Source organism: Hwanghaeella sp. LZ110 (genome assembly GCF_048892525.1).
Classification (GTDB): domain Bacteria; phylum Pseudomonadota; class Alphaproteobacteria; order UBA8366; family Aestuariispiraceae; genus Pacificispira.
Genome location: NZ_JBLZHT010000002.1, coordinates 248,632 through 263,339, shown reverse-complemented (window position 1 = coordinate 263,339; position 14,708 = coordinate 248,632). Strand labels below are relative to the sequence as shown.

Below are 14,708 nucleotides of genomic sequence, written 5' to 3'. Positions count from 1 at the left end.
TCATGCGACTGCAGCGGCTCGTTTCCCTAGATCAGATTTAGACACAAAGGAAATAACAGGAAACGCATAAACACCAATATCGGCAATTCGTGGACGCAAGTGGCGCGTCAAACTAGATGTTTTCTGAGGGTCCAACGCGCGCTGTTTTCCATCAAATACGATTTGAACCACAAGAATCTCGTTTCCATCCTCATCATGATCAGACTGGACATCAACAGATTCAAATTCAACGCCCTCAAGCCGTTCATTAAGAACGTCCCTAAATACAGCCTTCAGCCTCTGCAAAATGTCTTCAGTCATTCCACGACTCCGATTAAGGCAAAGATAATAGCGCGAATCAGGTGATTCGGAAATCCTGTTTTGATTTAAGATAATAGTTTTGAGGCATTTGTCATCGTGCTGCGACGCGAATTCGCAGCGCGAGATGGGTCCCTTGACTCGATTCGGTCTTTGGGGGGACACTTCTCTTGCGCGGACGAACTGAAATTCGTTGGTGAAACATCCGCCCCAAAACCCTGGGGTGGACGGAGCCCTCTCACAACGGCCGGTGGGACCTGGTTCCAGAATAAATGAGCGTGTAAGACGCGAAACCAACCGGGGGTCTCCGACGAGGGGACCTCCGTTTGCATTCAAATCATGCCAACAGCGCCGATTGCTTCAGCGCCTGATCGCGTTCTTCAAACAGCCATGCACGAAATGCCTGCAGGCGGGGATCAGACGCATTTGTGGGCGGATATACCAGATGATAGCCCAAGCGCTCATTAATCTGCAGCGCATTGGCAAAGGGTTGCACCAGTTTTCCGCTGGCCAGTTCCGCCTCTACAAAAACATGCCCGACCAGAGCAATTCCCTGCCCCGACGCAGCAAAATCAATCGCCAGCACATAATCGTTGAAACGCGGGCCGCGATTGGCATCCACCCCTGTAATCCCCGCCGCCCTGAGCCACAGGGCCCAGGTATCCTCCATCGCCGCCGCCCCGGTATCCTGAATATGGATCAGTGTGTGATTCTTTAAATCTTCCGGTTTCTTCAATGGTTTAGGACCATTTAGCAGGCTGGGACTGCAGACCGGGACTGTTGGGGTGGCAAACAGACGCTCACAGGTCAGGCCGGGATACGACCCCAGGCCGAACCGAATGCCCATATCAATCTCTTCCTTGTCAAACTGAACCAGTTTGGCATTGGCATCGATGCGCAATTCAATTTCAGGATGGGCCGCATGGAACCGACCCAGGCGCGGCACCAGCCATTTTCCCGCCATGGATGGCGGCAGCGTCACCGTCAGGGGCCCATCGCGCCCGCCGCTGCGCATCACGCCATAGGCGGCTTCCAATTGATCAAAAGCATCAGTCAGGGCCGGGGCGGCGGCGCGACCTGCCTCCGTCAGGGCCAACGCACGGGTCAACCGCCGGAACAGGGTCAGACCGCAATGATCTTCTAATGTCTTGATCTGCTGGCTGACCGCCGCCGGGGTCACGCGCAATTCCTCCGCCGCCAGCTTGAAACTCAGATGCCGGGCCGCCGCTTCAAAGGCCCGCAATGACGATAGTGGTGGAAGAGAGCGCATTAAGATATCCTCTATAAAATAGAATATCTTAATTATAAGTCAAAAATTACTCGTTTGTGAAGCGTAAAGATTTGCCCCATCTTAGGATCAGTGAAGGCGATCAAGCGCCGCGGAAAACCTAGATTAAGGAGAGGTAATATGTACTACATGCCCTATGATCTGATGACCCATACCTTCTATGCTTCCCACCGCCAGATGGTTAATGAAGCTAAGGCATATCGGTCTTGGCAGTCGATCAACCAGTCCCAACGCCGCCTGGCCCGTTTACTGAATTGGGCACGCGGAAAAGTGTCCCTGCCCCAGAGTGCAAGCGCCTGAGCATTGAGTACCGAAGCACCCCAGTGCAGATCCCAAACTGAGCCCCGGGCGATCCCCCCGTCCGGGGCTACTTTTTTGATCGGCAGCACCTGCCCAAGAGGTGGTCCCTAAAATGCCACACCACCGTCACCCCCGGACCTGATCCGGGCCCCAGAGCGCGCAGTCAGCTTCAGAACAGGCCGCCCTGGCACCCGCCTGCGCGGGTGTGACGTATGATTTATGTCGGTGCGCCCCGGACGACGTTGGGCATCAGACAGCCGTCCCGCATCGTCACCCCGGACCCGATCCGGGGTCCAGGGCAGTCAGGCACATTCAATGTAAATCGCGCCTAGGCATCCACCCGCGCGGCAAGATGGCTATCCCTGCCAGTCCTGATACGCCTTGGCGCGGGCAAGCAGGCGTTGGGCATTGCTGATCATGGGCAATTCCAGCATCACGCCGTCCAGTTCCACATGGGCAGAGTCTGCCGCGTTAAAGGCATCCACGATCCGCTGAGCCTGAGTGACAGCCTGGGCATCGGGCGTGAAAATTCCATTGATCCTCGGCGCATGATCCGGCCGCACCAGGCTTTTTGCGGTATAGCCCAACCGCTTGGCATGGCGGGTTTCCGCCTCCAGCCCTTCCAAATCGGTATAGGTATAGGGGCAATCGATTGAAACCACGCCCGCCGCGCGACATTCCAGGTGGAAGCGCTGGCGGACATACAGCAATTCCTGTCCGTCGCGCCCCCGTTCCGCCCCCAGATCCGCCGCCATGTCTTCAGACGCGACAAGGCATGCCGTCACGCGGGGGTCGGATCGCGCAATGTCATAGGTCTGCATCAGGCCCCGGGCCAGTTCCACATTGGGAACGATTTCCATCTGCTTGGCCTTGTCCCCGACGATCCGGTCCATCACCTTGGCCAGGTCCTGAATGCGGGTGGGGCCATCGACCTTGGGCAACATCACCACATCCGGGCCAGCAGGCAGGATTGCGGTCAGATCTTCTATGCCATCGCCTGACAATGGATTCACGCGCACGGCGGCCACCGCCCCCGCCTTGCGCCAGGCCGCAAACAATTCCGCCGCAAGAGCACGGGCCGCAGGACGATGGGCCGGTCGGGTGAAATCCTCCAGTTCCAGGGTTATGACATCCGCGCCAGACTCTGCTGCGGCGAGTTGCCGGTCACGATCGGCACCGCCCGTAAACAGCCAGGTACGGCGCAAGGCCGGGGGTCGCAGCGCCATCACTTAACCTCGATCACAGCATCAATTTCCACCGCGACATTAAAGGGTAATGACCCAGCCCCCATGGCAAACCGCGCATGGGCACCAATCTCTTCCCCAAAAATTTCACCGATCAGGTTCGATGCGCCATTGATCACCACAGGATGCTGGTCAAAGTCGGGGGGGCAATTGACGAATCCGCCCAGTTTCACAATGCGCGTGATCCGGTCCAGATCGCCACCAAGGGCCGCCTTTGCCTGGGCCAGAATATTCAGCGCACAGACACCCGCAGCCTCCTGACCCTGCTCAACCGTCAGATCCGTGCCGACTTTCCCGATATGGCGGCGTTCCCCGTTCCAGAAGGGGACCTGCCCCGCAACGAACAAAAGGTTGCCGGTTTGAACCACCCCGACATAGGCACCAGCGGGCGGCGGGACTTGCGGAAGTTCTATACCAAGCGCTTCTAAACGCGCGTCAATCTTGCCAGTCATCGGGAATCCTTTCTAAAATTTCGATAAGATGCGGGACTATAGCCATCGCATCATGACCCTGTCCATCATCGACCCATGCCAAAGGGCACATGCCAAAAAGTTTCGGCTGCGACGTGATGATGCTTTGATTTTACAGTCAGGATTGCTATCTCGTGTATAGTAGCAGGATCACTTTCGGACCAGACGGGATTCCCGGACAATATGCTGTATCAAGTGCCAGGCGTTTATGATCTAACGCTTCCGGAATCGGAAGAGGTGCCTCTTGTTCTGGATTCACCGCATTCTGGTCATGATTACCCCGATGACTTTCAATCCCTGGTGCCAAGGGCGGATCTGCGCCGGGTAGAGGACAGTTTCGTCGACGACCTGTTTGGGACAGCCGCGCAATGGGGGGCAACCCTGCTGTGCGCGCGATTCCCCCGCAGCTACATCGATCCCAACCGGGCAGTGACGGATATCGATCCGGGCCTGGTGATGGGAACCTGGCCGGAACCGCTGCGCCCGACAGAGAAATCCCGACTGGGCCATGGACTTGTCTGGAAGACCTATCCCCCCAATCGGCCACTCTATGCGGGCAAGTTGCCTGTCACCGCCGTCCATCGCCGGATTGAGAAATACTGGCGACCCTATCATGAAACGCTGGAGACAGAGATCCGTCGCCTGCACAGTGCCCATGGCTGCGTCTATCACTTGAACTGTCATTCCATGCCATCGACCAGCAGCCCTTTCATGGCCGGCGGCGGGCGTTTCGGCGGGCGGGCAGATTTTGTGCTGGGGGATCGGGATGGCACCAGTTGCGATGGTGCTTATACACATTTCGTCCGCGATTTTCTGCAAGGACAGGGATATGCCGTGCGCCTGAACGATCCCTATCGGGGTGCGGAACTGGTGCGGGCCTATGCCGCGCCGGATCAGGGGCGCCACAGCCTGCAGATCGAAATCAACCGGGCCCTTTACATGGATGAAGTCTCGCTGCAGCCCGGACAGGGCTATCAGGCACTGCGCAACAGCCTGACCGGGTTAATCGCAAGCCTGGCACAATTTGCCCGGGATCAACGCAACACAATCCGGGCAGAAGCCGCCGAGTGAATTCTTTGGAATTTTTCAAATCACAGGCAAGCGAAAACCGCGCCCTTATCGGACGCGGCTTCGAAAACTCCAACCGCCAGCGCCAAAGCGCCGTTGCGGGCCTACAGCGTCAGACTTAAGCCTGTTTCGCCTTGAAGCGAGGGTTCTTCTTGTTGATCACAAATACCCGACCTTTACGGCGGATGATGCGACAATCTTTTTCACGCTTTTTCAGCGTTTTCAGCGAGCTTGCGATGCGCATGGCGCTTCTCCGTTATTTTCGGTTTCCTTCGGGTCAATCCCAAAAGGCCCCGGCGAAAGACCGGCGGAACATATGGACCGGACCTATGCTTGTCAAACGGGTTTTGCCGACTAGGCTCTTGAACGTCACTTTTTTAAGCGCCAGGGGGATTCATGCCACCAATATCTGACACAAAACCCATTTCTGATCCGAAGCCCGCCCCGTGTGGTGCCCCGTGTGGTTCCTGGACCTCCCCCGTGACGGAGGAATCGATCACCCGTGGCACCGTCGGTCTGGGGTTTGTCGCGATGACCCCGGATGCGGTCTATTGGACGGAATTGCGGCCCTGGGACAAGGGGCGCAGCGTGCTGGTGCGCCATACCGCGCAATCGGGGGCGAAAGATATCAGTGCGCCGGACCATACCGTGCGCAGCCGTGTGCATGAATATGGCGGGCGCGCCTTTGCCGCCGCCGGGGATACAGCCTGGTATCTGAATGACACGGACAAACGAATTTACCGTGTGGTACAGGAAGGAACGCCTGAACCGATAACACAGGATGATGGGACAGACTATGCCGATTTCCTGCCAGATCCGGCCCGGTCCCGCCTGATTGCCGTGGCGGAACGGTCCCGCCCCGGACAGGAAGCAGAAAACCTGTTGGTCGCCATTGATTTTGACGGGCATGTCACCCCCTTGGCAGAAGGGGCTGATTTTTATGCCGCGCCCCGCCTGTCGCCCGATGGGCAAAAGCTGGCCTGGATCGAATGGTATCACCCTAATATGCCCTGGGACGGCACCCTGTGCAGAGAAGCGCAACTGGATGCCAATGGGACCCCAACGACACTTCGCACCGTCGCCGGTGGGACTGATACAAGCGTGTTTCAGCCGGAATATGCGCCGGATGGTCGATTATACTATGTCTCCGATGAAAGCGGGTTCTGGAACCTGTACCGGGACGGTGACCCGCCAGCCCATTATAAGGCGCAGGCGGAATTCGGCCTGCCGCATTGGCAATTTGGCATGCGGACCTATGCCTTTCTGGATACTCATACAGCCGTTGTGACCTTTGCTGTGGCGGGTGAATGGCGACTTGCTTTGTTTGATCTGGACACAGGCAAGGCAACACCGATTGATCTGCCCTGGTGCCGCTTCGATGGTTTGCTGGCCCAGGGTAATAGGGCCGTCTTCTGTGGGGCCAGGCCGGACGGGCCCGCGGCCATCGTGCAATTGACCTTTGGCGGTGCACAGCCGGAAACCATCCTGCGCGCAGCAAGCAGCACCGATATCCCCGATGGCAGTATTTCCAGGCCGCAAGCCATCACCTTTCCAACCGAAAATGATCAGGTTGCGCATGCGTTTTTCTATGCCCCCGCCAATGCGGACTATTGCCCAATGGACGGCGAACGCCCACCCCTGATTGTCATGGGGCATGGTGGCCCGACCGGGCAGGCCGATTCCGGATATTCCGCCAAAGTGCAGTTCTGGACCACGCGCGGATTTGCCGTGGCGGATGTCAATTACGGCGGCAGCACCGGTTATGGTCGGGCCTATCGCCGTCGATTGCTGGGGCAATGGGGCATTGTTGATGTGGATGATTGCTGTAACGCCGCGAAATATCTGGTGGCGGAAGGTTTGGTCGACCCCGATCGCCTGATTATCGTCGGGGGCAGTGCGGGGGGCTATACGACGCTCAGCGCGCTGGCCTTCCGATCCGTCTTCAAGGCAGGGCGGTCGTCCTATGGCATTGGGGATCTGGAAACCCTGGCGCGGGACACGCATAAATTTGAAAGCCGCTATCTGGACAGCCTGATCGGCCCCTGGCCACAGGAAAAGGCGGTGTATCACGCGCGATCCCCCCTGCACCATACAGACGGATTGGATTGTCCGATCCTGTTCCTGCAAGGGGCCGAAGATAAGGTCGTTCCCCCCAATCAGGCCGAGGCCATGGTAGAGGTTCTGAAAGAAAAGGGCCTGCCCGTCGCCTATCTGTTGTTCCAGGGGGAGGGGCATGGCTTTCGCGGGGCGGAATCGGTCCGGGCCGCCCTGCAGGCGGAACTGTCTTTTTATGGACAAATCTTTGATTTTACCCCGGCTGGCGATATCTCCCCCATCAGCATCACGAACCTTCGGTCTTAGGAACATCCAAATGACCCCATCTGCATCTGTCACCGCCGCCCTGATCATCATCGGGAATGAGGTCCTGTCGGGCCGCACCCATGACAAGAACCTGCCCTATATTGCAGAGAAACTGAACGGGGTCGGCGTGCGCCTGACCGAAGCGCGGGTCATTCCCGATATCCCAGACATCATCATTCGCACGGTTCGGGAATTGAGCGCCAATTTCACCTATGTCTTCACCACCGGGGGCATTGGACCGACCCATGATGACATCACCGCCGATTGCGCGGCCGAAGCGATGGGGGTTGCCATCGATATTGAGCCAGAGGCGCTGCGTCGGCTGGAAATCCACTATCAGAATTCCGGGCTTGAGATTAATGAGGCGCGATTGCGCATGGCGCGTATTCCATCCGGGGCAACCCTGATCGACAATCCAATTTCCGCTGCACCGGGATTCCGCATCGGCAATGTCCATGTCATGGCGGGCGTGCCAAAGATTATGCAGGCAATGCTGGATGGCATTCTGCCGACCCTGAAAGGCGGACGCCCGATGATATCGATCACGCTGCGCTGCAGCCTGCCGGAGGGGCGCATTGCAGAGGGATTGGGGGCCCTGGCAAATGCCTACCCCGATGTCGATTTCGGCTCTTACCCCGCCTGGACGAAGACTGCGTTTCAGGTGTCCCTGGTGGTGCGCGGGGAAGATCCCGACCGGGTAGAGCAAGCCGCCCTGGCAGTGGAAGGATTGATACGAGATTTAGGCGACACCGCAGAGCGCATCACAGCATCCGCCCCTACTGCATCAGGTTGAACAGGATCATATAAGTCAGGGCGACAGCGATGGCACAGGCAATCAGCGTGCTGAGCATGCCGGGGCGTGTACCACTGGCCCGGCGTCGAAACATCAGTATCAGCAGCACCGCCCCCAGGGCGACCAGCCCGAAATAGGCCATCCCACGATCCATAAATTTGCCTCCAGCTGTTGTCTGATCAGGCCCGATACGGCACAACACGCGATAATCACCCTATCCCTGTCATGATGTCGCCGTATTTTTCCGACATTGAATAGGGTGAGCACACCATCTTGGCATTCACCCTGAGCGGGACCTTCACTGTATATGAAACAGAGACGACGTAAAATTCGCATGGATCGCGGTGATACGCTGGGCGGCACCGTCCCCTTGTTGCTGCGCGACAGCATTACCGCCAATGGCACCAGTGGTCGTTTTCTGCACAAGGACCGCCGGACCGGGCCGGGATGGCGTGCCTGGCTGATTTTCTTTGCTGTTCTGCTGATCGGGGCCTTTGTCGCCTGGCTGACCCTGCCGGAACTGGTCAGCAATCTGGGCCTGCCCACGGCCAATGACATCCTGGACCGGATTCAGACCTTCTTTTCTGTTCCAGACGCCTAAATCCCCATCGTCTAACTTGCGCCCGGAAACCGAGGCGGGTACTCTCCCGCCCGGTCGAAAGAGGTATGCTCTCAAGACCCGCTGCGGGCGTGGCGAAATGGTAGACGCAAGGGACTTAAAATCCCTCGGGCTTTAGCCCGTGCCGGTTCGAGTCCGGCCGCCCGCACCAAGGTTTTCCCACACTATGGTTTCCAATCAGGAATTATGCGACTCCCCCTCCACTGGCACAGTCGGTTGGGCCAGGGCCATCAGGTCCTGACGCAAGGCCACGCCATCCGGTTGTTGCAGCAATTGATCGACCGCATCATGGGTGCGGCGCCAGATTGGCAGGGCGGCCTTCAGGGTGTCGCGCCCGGCATCGGTTAAGGTCAAGCGCCGGGCGCGTGCATCTTTCTCATCCGGCAGAACCGTCACCAATCCGCGCCGCTGAAGGGGTTTCAGGGCGGCGGTCAGGGTTGTGCGGTCCATGCCAAGCAAGGGCACAAGGTCACTGATCCTGGGACCTATCGGTCTGTTCAGCGACATCAGCAGGGAAAACTGACCATTCGTGATGTCCAGGGGGCGCAAAGCCTCGTCAAAGCGCCGGGCCAGCATGCGGGCCGCCCGCTGGACATACAGGCACAGGCAGCGGTCACGCACTTCAAGCGTTGTTGATAGGGGCAGATCGTCATCCATTATCATTCCAATATATACGTTGACATCAACGTATATGTCAAGTTATAGGACTTACCAGACACACCGTCAGGACCGTTTCTATCCGTCGATGGATGGGCAGTCCATTGGGATTTCACGCGTCCAGGGCTGGACATAGGCTGGGCAAAGGCTGGGCACTTGCTTTTGTCCCGATCATTGCAGCGGCAATCGATTGGCCGCAAATGACAGAAAGGACCAGGGGAGATGACCTATATCAGTGGCTTTTTGTTGGCCGTCCCGACTGAAAACAAGGCGGTCTATAAAGAAATGGCAAAGGTGGCCTGGCCGATCTTTAAATCCTATGGATGTCTGTCCATGCGCGAAAACTGGGGCAACAGTGTTCCAGACGGCAAGGTCACATCCTTTCCCATGGCGGTTAAGAAAGAAGAAAACGAAACCGTCGTCTTTTCCTGGATGGAATGGCCGGATCAGGAAACCTGTGAAAAATGTTTCGCGGCGATGATGGATGATCCGCGCATGAAGGACATGCCCAAAATGCCCTTTGACGGGATGCGCATGATGTGGGGCGGGTTTGAAGAACTCGTCCGGTTTGACTGACCCCTTCACGCTAAGGAATTTAGCCATGACCATTACGATCAGCGCCTTTGCCTGGGTTCCCCCTTTCGCACAGGGTTATGTAAAAGATATCCGCGCCCGCTGGGCCCTGGCTGAAGCCGGGTTGGACTATAACCTGCACCTGTTGCCAGACGGCGCACAGGATCAACCGGACTATCGTGCCTGGCAGCCGTTCGGCCAGGTTCCCGCCTATCGTGATGAGACGGTTGAATTGTTCGAATCCGGTGCGATCGTATTGCATATTGCGAGTCTGTCAGACGCGCTTGCGCCCCGGTCCAAACAGGAAGCGGCGCAAATTCAGGCCTGGGTCATCGCCGCACTAAATTCAGTAGAACCCAAAGTCGAGAATTTGATCCTGCCGGCCATCTTTCATACGGGGGAGGCCTGGGTATCTGAATTCCGCCCCCATGCGGAAAATCTGTTGGCATTGCGCCTGAAGTCCCTCTCCGGTTGGATGAAAGGGCGCGACTGGCTGGTGGGGCGGTTCACCGTGGCCGATATCATCATGGCGACCGTCCTGCGTGGCGTGCAGGCAGAACCGGTCCTGCAGGACCATCCCGACCTAGTGGCCTATCTGGACCGGTGCCTGGCCCGCCCCGCCTTCAAGAAAGCCCTGGATGCGCAACTGGATACATTCACCAAGAATGCCCCCTAACCTGGACTGCCGCGCAGGCCCCTTTTCAGCAGATACGCCGTCGCAACCGGGTCCGCTTGCGACGGCTTTGCTTTGTATTCCACAATCCTAATGAGATTCAAATCCTGTTGTTCGCCAGACGATAAAATTTACCATTTAGAACACTTCACTAAGACGTTATTACATAGATTGAGTTTTTAATAAGAAATTGAAATTATTGTATAATTCTTTCTGGGTTTTCACCGAATGAAAAGATTCACTTAACGTAATGGTTGAAAGGCCTTATTGTGTCCCTAAGTACCCGTCAATCAAAGGAGTTTACGCTCCCATTTTTGAAAATTTAGGGCACACCAGCATATTGCTTTCTTTCTTTTAAGAATAGCTACATTGTTCGGATAAGCCCTGCAATTCAAAGGGGTCATATTTATGATTAAGTCCATTTTTACCCCTATTGGTGGTTTGCTGACGCAAATCATCAGTCTGGGGCTTATCTGTATATGTCTTCCACTTATTGCCTATCTTGTCTATGAAACCGGGGGGACCCAACTGTCCTGGCCCTATCTGATGATTCTACCGATTGCGCTGGGGGCAATGATTTTCAAGATCCCAGGCGGTGTGCTGACCGGCGTTGCGGGGGCGCTTCTGCTTGGCCCCTACATGCCGCTGGATACAGTTCAAAACATTGCGCAGAGCGAAGAAAATTGGCTTCTTCGGACCGGCTTTTTTGTGATCATTGGCGGGTTTATCGGCGCATTAGCGGATTTCCTGGATCGCCAAAGAATAAATCAAGATCGGTTGAGCCGGATAGATCCCGACACTGGATTGACCTTGTTTGGCAAACTGCCTACCGATGACAGATTTATGCGAAATCAATCAAACGAGGCAACGATCTGTGTGGTTCGGCTGCACAATTATCGGGATGTTCAGACTGTATTTGGCTATACAATCGCCACAGAATTTTCCACGAAGGCATTTCTGACCCTTAAGGCACATCTGAACGCGCAAGACTTTCAACTTTTTAAAATCGGCGCCTCAGCGCTGGGGGTGGTTCACAACAATGCCCTGAAGGATGCGCAACGACACATTGCTATTTTAATAGCAGCAATTCCGAAACGGGTAATTGTCAACAACATCCCCCTTCCGGTTCGATACACGGTTGGAATAGCCACGACCGATCAAGTGGAGCAGATACATCATAAAGCCATGGATAAGGCGCTGTTTGCCTCTGAAGTGGCGATCAAAATGCCGTCACACATTGCGACCTTCAATGCTTTGCAGCATGAAAATACGCGCGAGAACCTGATTTTGATGGATGACCTGTATAAGGATCTGTCACAGGGCTGCCTTTCCATTGTGTATCAACCCAAACTGTCTCTGGACGATAATATGATTACCGGAGCGGAAGCGTTGCTGAGATGGAACAGCCCTCGGCATGGCGTTGTACCACCGGATAAATTCATCCCCCTTGCAGAGAAAGCCGGTCTGATCGGGGAAGTAACGAAATGGGTCCTAGATAAGGTCAGCCAGGAATTGGTTGATTGGCGCAAGGCGGGGATACCGATTGATATGTCCATCAATCTGTCGGGCAATGATCTGTCGGACAATGAAATTCTGGCTGTTCTCAGCGACCTTCCAACCCGTATGGGAAGCGACTTTAATGGCATTGAGCTGGAATTGACCGAAACCGGCCTTGTCCAGGATTTCGATGCCGCAATGGTGACTTTGCAGAAACTGCAATCGATTGGTTATAGAATTGCCATCGATGATTTTGGCACAGGGTATTCCACCCTTGAACAGTTCAAATTGCTGACAGTCGATACCGTGAAGATTGATAAATCATTTGTGCAGGATTTCGCTTCCTCGAAAGATTCTCAGAACATCGTCAATGCTGCCATTTCAATCTGCGGCTCCAGAGATGTGAAAATCGTTGCCGAGGGGGTGGAAACCGAAGCCGTCTTGAACAAGCTGAAAATCGCCGGTTGTCATTATGCTCAGGGTTATTTCATTGCAAAGCCAATGAGTGGTAAGGACTTCACGGCTTGGCTTTCCAAACAGGCTTATCCTGGGAAAATTTCCGCGTAAACGTCCAGCCTCCGCTAGGCCAAAAGCAATGAGTCCCAAACGATTGCGGCTGTTTCCCGTGAGTGGTTGCACAATATTGCTTTTCCCATCCGGTGGGCTGGGCTAACACCCTTGCAGGATTTGCCTTTGTTAAACGGATAAAAGAGCTATGAGCAATCGGGATTTGCGTGGAAAACCAGTTGCGGACAGAATCTTAAATGCGGTTCAGGCGGATATTGAGCATTTTACGGCTGCAGGCTGGCCGCCAAAGCTGATTTCCATCACGGTTGGTGATGTGGAGGCCGTGGCTGTCTATGTCCGCAACCAGCGTCGCGTGGCGGAGCGGATTGGCATCGCCTTTGAGGAGCGGCATTTTCCAGGCGATGTGACCCAGCAGGAAATGGAAGTCGCCATCGCGACCATGAATGTCGACCCGCGCGTCACGGGCATCATTATTCAGCGCCCCGTGCCTGCGCAAATTTCCATTAAGGCGCTGCAAAGTGCCGTGCATCCGTTCAAGGATGTTGAAGGGATGAACCCGACCTCTATCGGCAATATCGTCTATAACGAAATCGATCTGGCACCCTGCACCGCCGCAGCCTCTGTCGAGTTGCTGCGCAGCACCAATCTGCCCATGCAGGGATTGGAAGTCGTTGTCATCGGGCATTCGGAAATCGTTGGCAAGCCCATCGCCTTTATGTTGATGGCGGAAGGCGCGACGGTCACCGTCTGTCACCATATGACCCGCGCTGTTTCCATTCATTCCAGACGTGCCGATGCGGTCTTCGTCGCAGTCGGGCGCCCGAAACTGGTGACAGCCGATATGATCAAGCCTGGCGCGGCGGTGATCGATATCGGTATCAATGCCATCACCAAAGAAGATGGCACAGAGGGATTGTGCGGGGACGTCGATTACGAAGGCGTGTCAGAGGTCGCCGGCTGGATTACGCCCGTCCCCGGTGGCGTTGGTCCGGTCACCGTTGCCCTGTTGATGCGCAACACGATCAACGCGCTGAAACGCCAAAAGGCCGCCTATGAGGCCCATTTCAAACTAACCGATGCTGCGGAGTAGGTTTTGAGCGATATTCTGGATGTAGATTTTTGCCGTTCGCAATTTCCCCTGCTGGCGCAAACTGAGGCGGATGCCTATTTCGAAAGCGCTGGTGGATCTTATGTGCCCCAACAGGTGATCCAGGCCATGTCGCATTTCATGCGCGACAGCCAGACCCAGCCGGAATGGCCCTTTGCTGCGGCAAAACGGGGTAAGGCCCAGATCGACAAGGCCCAGAAGGGCATTGCCGCGCTGTTTAACATCAACCCGGACGAATTGGTCATCGGACCGTCAACCACGCTGAATGCCTATGTCCTGTCCCATGCCTTGCGGCCCGGCATGGCGGACGGTGATGCGATTGTTGTCACCAATCAGGATCATGAAGCCAATGGCGGCTGTTGGCGGCGTTTGGCCGATACGGGTATCGACGTTCGTGAATGGCGCATTGATCCAAAGACGGGCGACCTGGACCCGGCGGATCTGACGCCCCTGCTTGCAGATGGTAAGGTCAAGCTGGTCGCCTTTCCCCATGTATCCAATATCGTTGGGTCAATTAATGATGTGGCGGCCATCACCCGCCAGGCTCATCAAGCCGGGGCGATGGTGGTGGTCGATGGCGTTGCTGCCGTGGCCCATACCCTGCCCGATCTGGTGGCGCTGGATGTCGATTTTTATATGTTCAGCTTCTATAAGTTATACGGCCCGCATCTGGCCATGTTGTATGGCAAGAAGGCCCGCATCGATGCGGTCGCCAACCAGAACCACTTTTTTCATGATGGCAATGGCGCTGCGATGCTGAATCCTGGCGGCACCAATTACGAATCCGCAGGCGCGATTGGCGGCATTCTGGATTATCTGGATACGGTCCACGACCACCATTTCGACACCCCCTCCAATGATCCACGCAGCCGGGCGGTTCAGGTTTACACGCTGTTCCAGCAGCAGGAAGCAACGGTCATGGCGCGGTTTCTGGCCTGGCTGGAAGCCCGTCCGGAGATCCGCCTGATTGGACGGCGGGAGTCTGACCCGGCACGGCGGGCGGCGACATTTTCGCTGGATATTCCGGGACATTCGCCAGAGGCGCTGGCAATCGCCCTTGCGGAACGGGGTCTATGCGTTGGGGCAGGCCATTTCTATGGGCGACGCTGTGTCGAAGCCCTGGGCATTGATCCTGAAATCGGTGTCCTGCGCGTCTCAATGGTGCATTATTCCACCGTTCCGGAAGTGGACCGCCTGACGAACGCCCTGGACGCATTGCTGTCCTAGAACCG

17 protein-coding genes and 1 tRNA gene are annotated in these 14,708 nt (G+C 56.1%); 11 read left to right on the top strand and 7 right to left on the bottom strand.

Annotated features, from left to right (window positions below):
- Entirely contained in the window at positions 1 to 300 is a 300-nt protein-coding gene (locus ACOSDM_RS04970) for a hypothetical protein (RefSeq protein WP_420723386.1), read from the bottom strand.
- 334 nt (positions 301 to 634) lie between these two features.
- Complete coding sequence (gene gcvA, locus ACOSDM_RS04965) at positions 635 to 1,567, bottom strand: transcriptional regulator GcvA (protein ID WP_420723385.1); 933 nt, start codon at positions 1,565 to 1,567, stop codon at positions 635 to 637.
- 138 nt (positions 1,568 to 1,705) lie between these two features.
- Here gcvA and ACOSDM_RS04960 point away from each other — a divergent pair, with 138 nt between their 5' ends.
- Positions 1,706 to 1,885: a hypothetical protein gene (locus tag ACOSDM_RS04960; protein WP_420723384.1), complete on the top strand. Its 180-nt coding sequence runs from the start codon at positions 1,706 to 1,708 to the stop codon at positions 1,883 to 1,885.
- A 356-nt stretch (positions 1,886 to 2,241) separates the two neighbouring features.
- Here ACOSDM_RS04960 and ACOSDM_RS04955 read toward each other — a convergent pair whose 3' ends face one another.
- Together ACOSDM_RS04955 and ACOSDM_RS04950 are read right to left on the bottom strand one after the other, a co-directional pair.
- Positions 2,242 to 3,111, bottom strand: a complete 870-nt coding sequence (locus ACOSDM_RS04955; protein WP_420723383.1) for an HpcH/HpaI aldolase/citrate lyase family protein — start codon at positions 3,109 to 3,111, stop codon at positions 2,242 to 2,244.
- Complete coding sequence (locus ACOSDM_RS04950; RefSeq protein ID WP_420723382.1) at positions 3,111 to 3,581, bottom strand: RidA family protein; 471 nt, start codon at positions 3,579 to 3,581, stop codon at positions 3,111 to 3,113. The genes ACOSDM_RS04955 and ACOSDM_RS04950 overlap by 1 nt, the downstream gene beginning before the upstream one ends.
- 201 nt (positions 3,582 to 3,782) lie before the next feature.
- Here ACOSDM_RS04950 and ACOSDM_RS04945 point away from each other — a divergent pair, with 201 nt between their 5' ends.
- Positions 3,783 to 4,670, top strand: coding sequence for an N-formylglutamate amidohydrolase (locus ACOSDM_RS04945; protein WP_420723381.1), 888 nt, complete (start codon positions 3,783 to 3,785; stop codon positions 4,668 to 4,670).
- Between the two features lie 115 nt (positions 4,671 to 4,785).
- Here the strand turns inward: ACOSDM_RS04945 and ykgO are convergent, their stop codons facing one another.
- Positions 4,786 to 4,911 carry a type B 50S ribosomal protein L36 gene (ykgO, locus tag ACOSDM_RS04940; RefSeq protein WP_420723380.1) on the bottom strand — a complete coding sequence of 42 codons (126 nt, stop codon included), beginning with the start codon at positions 4,909 to 4,911 and terminating at the stop codon, positions 4,786 to 4,788.
- A gap of 236 nt (positions 4,912 to 5,147) precedes the next feature.
- Here ykgO and ACOSDM_RS04935 point away from each other — a divergent pair, with 236 nt between their 5' ends.
- Both ACOSDM_RS04935 and ACOSDM_RS04930 read left to right on the top strand, forming a co-directional pair.
- Positions 5,148 to 7,028: a prolyl oligopeptidase family serine peptidase gene (locus tag ACOSDM_RS04935; RefSeq protein ID WP_420723379.1), complete on the top strand. Its 1,881-nt coding sequence runs from the start codon at positions 5,148 to 5,150 to the stop codon at positions 7,026 to 7,028.
- Positions 7,029 to 7,038: 10 nt separating this feature from the next.
- Positions 7,039 to 7,821, top strand: a complete 783-nt coding sequence (locus ACOSDM_RS04930; protein WP_420723378.1) for a competence/damage-inducible protein A — start codon at positions 7,039 to 7,041, stop codon at positions 7,819 to 7,821.
- Here ACOSDM_RS04930 and ACOSDM_RS04925 read toward each other — a convergent pair.
- Positions 7,805 to 7,975 carry a hypothetical protein gene (locus tag ACOSDM_RS04925; protein WP_420723377.1) on the bottom strand — a complete coding sequence of 57 codons (171 nt, stop codon included), beginning with the start codon at positions 7,973 to 7,975 and terminating at the stop codon, positions 7,805 to 7,807. The two genes, ACOSDM_RS04930 and ACOSDM_RS04925, sit on opposite strands and share 17 nt — an antisense overlap.
- Before the next feature lie 153 nt (positions 7,976 to 8,128).
- On the opposite strand from ACOSDM_RS04925, the gene ACOSDM_RS04920 reads away from it, so the two are divergent.
- Positions 8,129 to 8,422 (top strand): hypothetical protein, encoded by a 294-nt coding sequence (locus tag ACOSDM_RS04920; RefSeq protein ID WP_420723376.1) that lies wholly within the window; start codon positions 8,129 to 8,131, stop codon positions 8,420 to 8,422.
- An 83-nt stretch (positions 8,423 to 8,505) separates the two neighbouring features.
- Positions 8,506 to 8,591, top strand: a tRNA-Leu gene (locus ACOSDM_RS04915).
- 26 nt (positions 8,592 to 8,617) lie between these two features.
- Here the strand turns inward: ACOSDM_RS04915 and ACOSDM_RS04910 are convergent.
- Entirely contained in the window at positions 8,618 to 9,097 is a 480-nt protein-coding gene (locus ACOSDM_RS04910) for a MarR family winged helix-turn-helix transcriptional regulator (RefSeq protein WP_420723375.1), read from the bottom strand.
- A 222-nt stretch (positions 9,098 to 9,319) separates the two neighbouring features.
- Here ACOSDM_RS04910 and ACOSDM_RS04905 point away from each other — a divergent pair, with 222 nt between their 5' ends.
- The 5 genes from ACOSDM_RS04905 (at position 9,320) to ACOSDM_RS04885 (ending at position 14,703) form a co-directional block, all read left to right on the top strand.
- Entirely contained in the window at positions 9,320 to 9,673 is a 354-nt protein-coding gene (locus ACOSDM_RS04905) for a DUF1428 domain-containing protein (protein WP_420723374.1), read from the top strand.
- A gap of 25 nt (positions 9,674 to 9,698) precedes the next feature.
- Positions 9,699 to 10,346, top strand: coding sequence for a glutathione S-transferase family protein (locus ACOSDM_RS04900; protein ID WP_420723373.1), 648 nt, complete (start codon positions 9,699 to 9,701; stop codon positions 10,344 to 10,346).
- A gap of 405 nt (positions 10,347 to 10,751) precedes the next feature.
- Entirely contained in the window at positions 10,752 to 12,407 is a 1,656-nt protein-coding gene (locus tag ACOSDM_RS04895) for an EAL domain-containing protein (protein WP_420723372.1), read from the top strand.
- 148 nt (positions 12,408 to 12,555) lie between these two features.
- Entirely contained in the window at positions 12,556 to 13,458 is a 903-nt protein-coding gene (locus ACOSDM_RS04890; protein ID WP_420723371.1) for a bifunctional 5,10-methylenetetrahydrofolate dehydrogenase/5,10-methenyltetrahydrofolate cyclohydrolase, read from the top strand.
- 3 nt (positions 13,459 to 13,461) lie between these two features.
- Entirely contained in the window at positions 13,462 to 14,703 is a 1,242-nt protein-coding gene (locus ACOSDM_RS04885; protein ID WP_420723370.1) for an aminotransferase class V-fold PLP-dependent enzyme, read from the top strand.
- Positions 14,704 to 14,708: the final 5 nt, after the last annotated feature.

What these genes read in the sequence shown, in the direction of transcription:
- ACOSDM_RS04970 (WP_420723386.1), bottom strand. Translation starts at nt 300, where the DNA reads ATGACTGAAGACATTTTGCAGAGGCTGAAGGCTGTATTTAGGGACGTT.
- gcvA (WP_420723385.1), bottom strand. Translation starts at nt 1,567, where the DNA reads ATGCGCTCTCTTCCACCACTATCGTCATTGCGGGCCTTTGAAGCGGCG.
- ACOSDM_RS04890 (WP_420723371.1), top strand. Translation starts at nt 12,556, where the DNA reads ATGAGCAATCGGGATTTGCGTGGAAAACCAGTTGCGGACAGAATCTTA.
- ykgO (WP_420723380.1), bottom strand. Translation starts at nt 4,911, where the DNA reads ATGCGCATCGCAAGCTCGCTGAAAACGCTGAAAAAGCGTGAAAAAGAT.
- ACOSDM_RS04925 (WP_420723377.1), bottom strand. Translation starts at nt 7,975, where the DNA reads ATGGATCGTGGGATGGCCTATTTCGGGCTGGTCGCCCTGGGGGCGGTG.
- ACOSDM_RS04910 (WP_420723375.1), bottom strand. Translation starts at nt 9,097, where the DNA reads ATGGATGACGATCTGCCCCTATCAACAACGCTTGAAGTGCGTGACCGC.
- ACOSDM_RS04950 (WP_420723382.1), bottom strand. Translation starts at nt 3,581, where the DNA reads ATGACTGGCAAGATTGACGCGCGTTTAGAAGCGCTTGGTATAGAACTT.
- ACOSDM_RS04905 (WP_420723374.1), top strand. Translation starts at nt 9,320, where the DNA reads ATGACCTATATCAGTGGCTTTTTGTTGGCCGTCCCGACTGAAAACAAG.
- ACOSDM_RS04895 (WP_420723372.1), top strand. Translation starts at nt 10,752, where the DNA reads ATGATTAAGTCCATTTTTACCCCTATTGGTGGTTTGCTGACGCAAATC.
- ACOSDM_RS04945 (WP_420723381.1), top strand. Translation starts at nt 3,783, where the DNA reads ATGCTGTATCAAGTGCCAGGCGTTTATGATCTAACGCTTCCGGAATCG.
- ACOSDM_RS04930 (WP_420723378.1), top strand. Translation starts at nt 7,039, where the DNA reads ATGACCCCATCTGCATCTGTCACCGCCGCCCTGATCATCATCGGGAAT.
- ACOSDM_RS04920 (WP_420723376.1), top strand. Translation starts at nt 8,129, where the DNA reads ATGAAACAGAGACGACGTAAAATTCGCATGGATCGCGGTGATACGCTG.
- ACOSDM_RS04960 (WP_420723384.1), top strand. Translation starts at nt 1,706, where the DNA reads ATGTACTACATGCCCTATGATCTGATGACCCATACCTTCTATGCTTCC.
- ACOSDM_RS04900 (WP_420723373.1), top strand. Translation starts at nt 9,699, where the DNA reads ATGACCATTACGATCAGCGCCTTTGCCTGGGTTCCCCCTTTCGCACAG.
- ACOSDM_RS04955 (WP_420723383.1), bottom strand. Translation starts at nt 3,111, where the DNA reads ATGGCGCTGCGACCCCCGGCCTTGCGCCGTACCTGGCTGTTTACGGGC.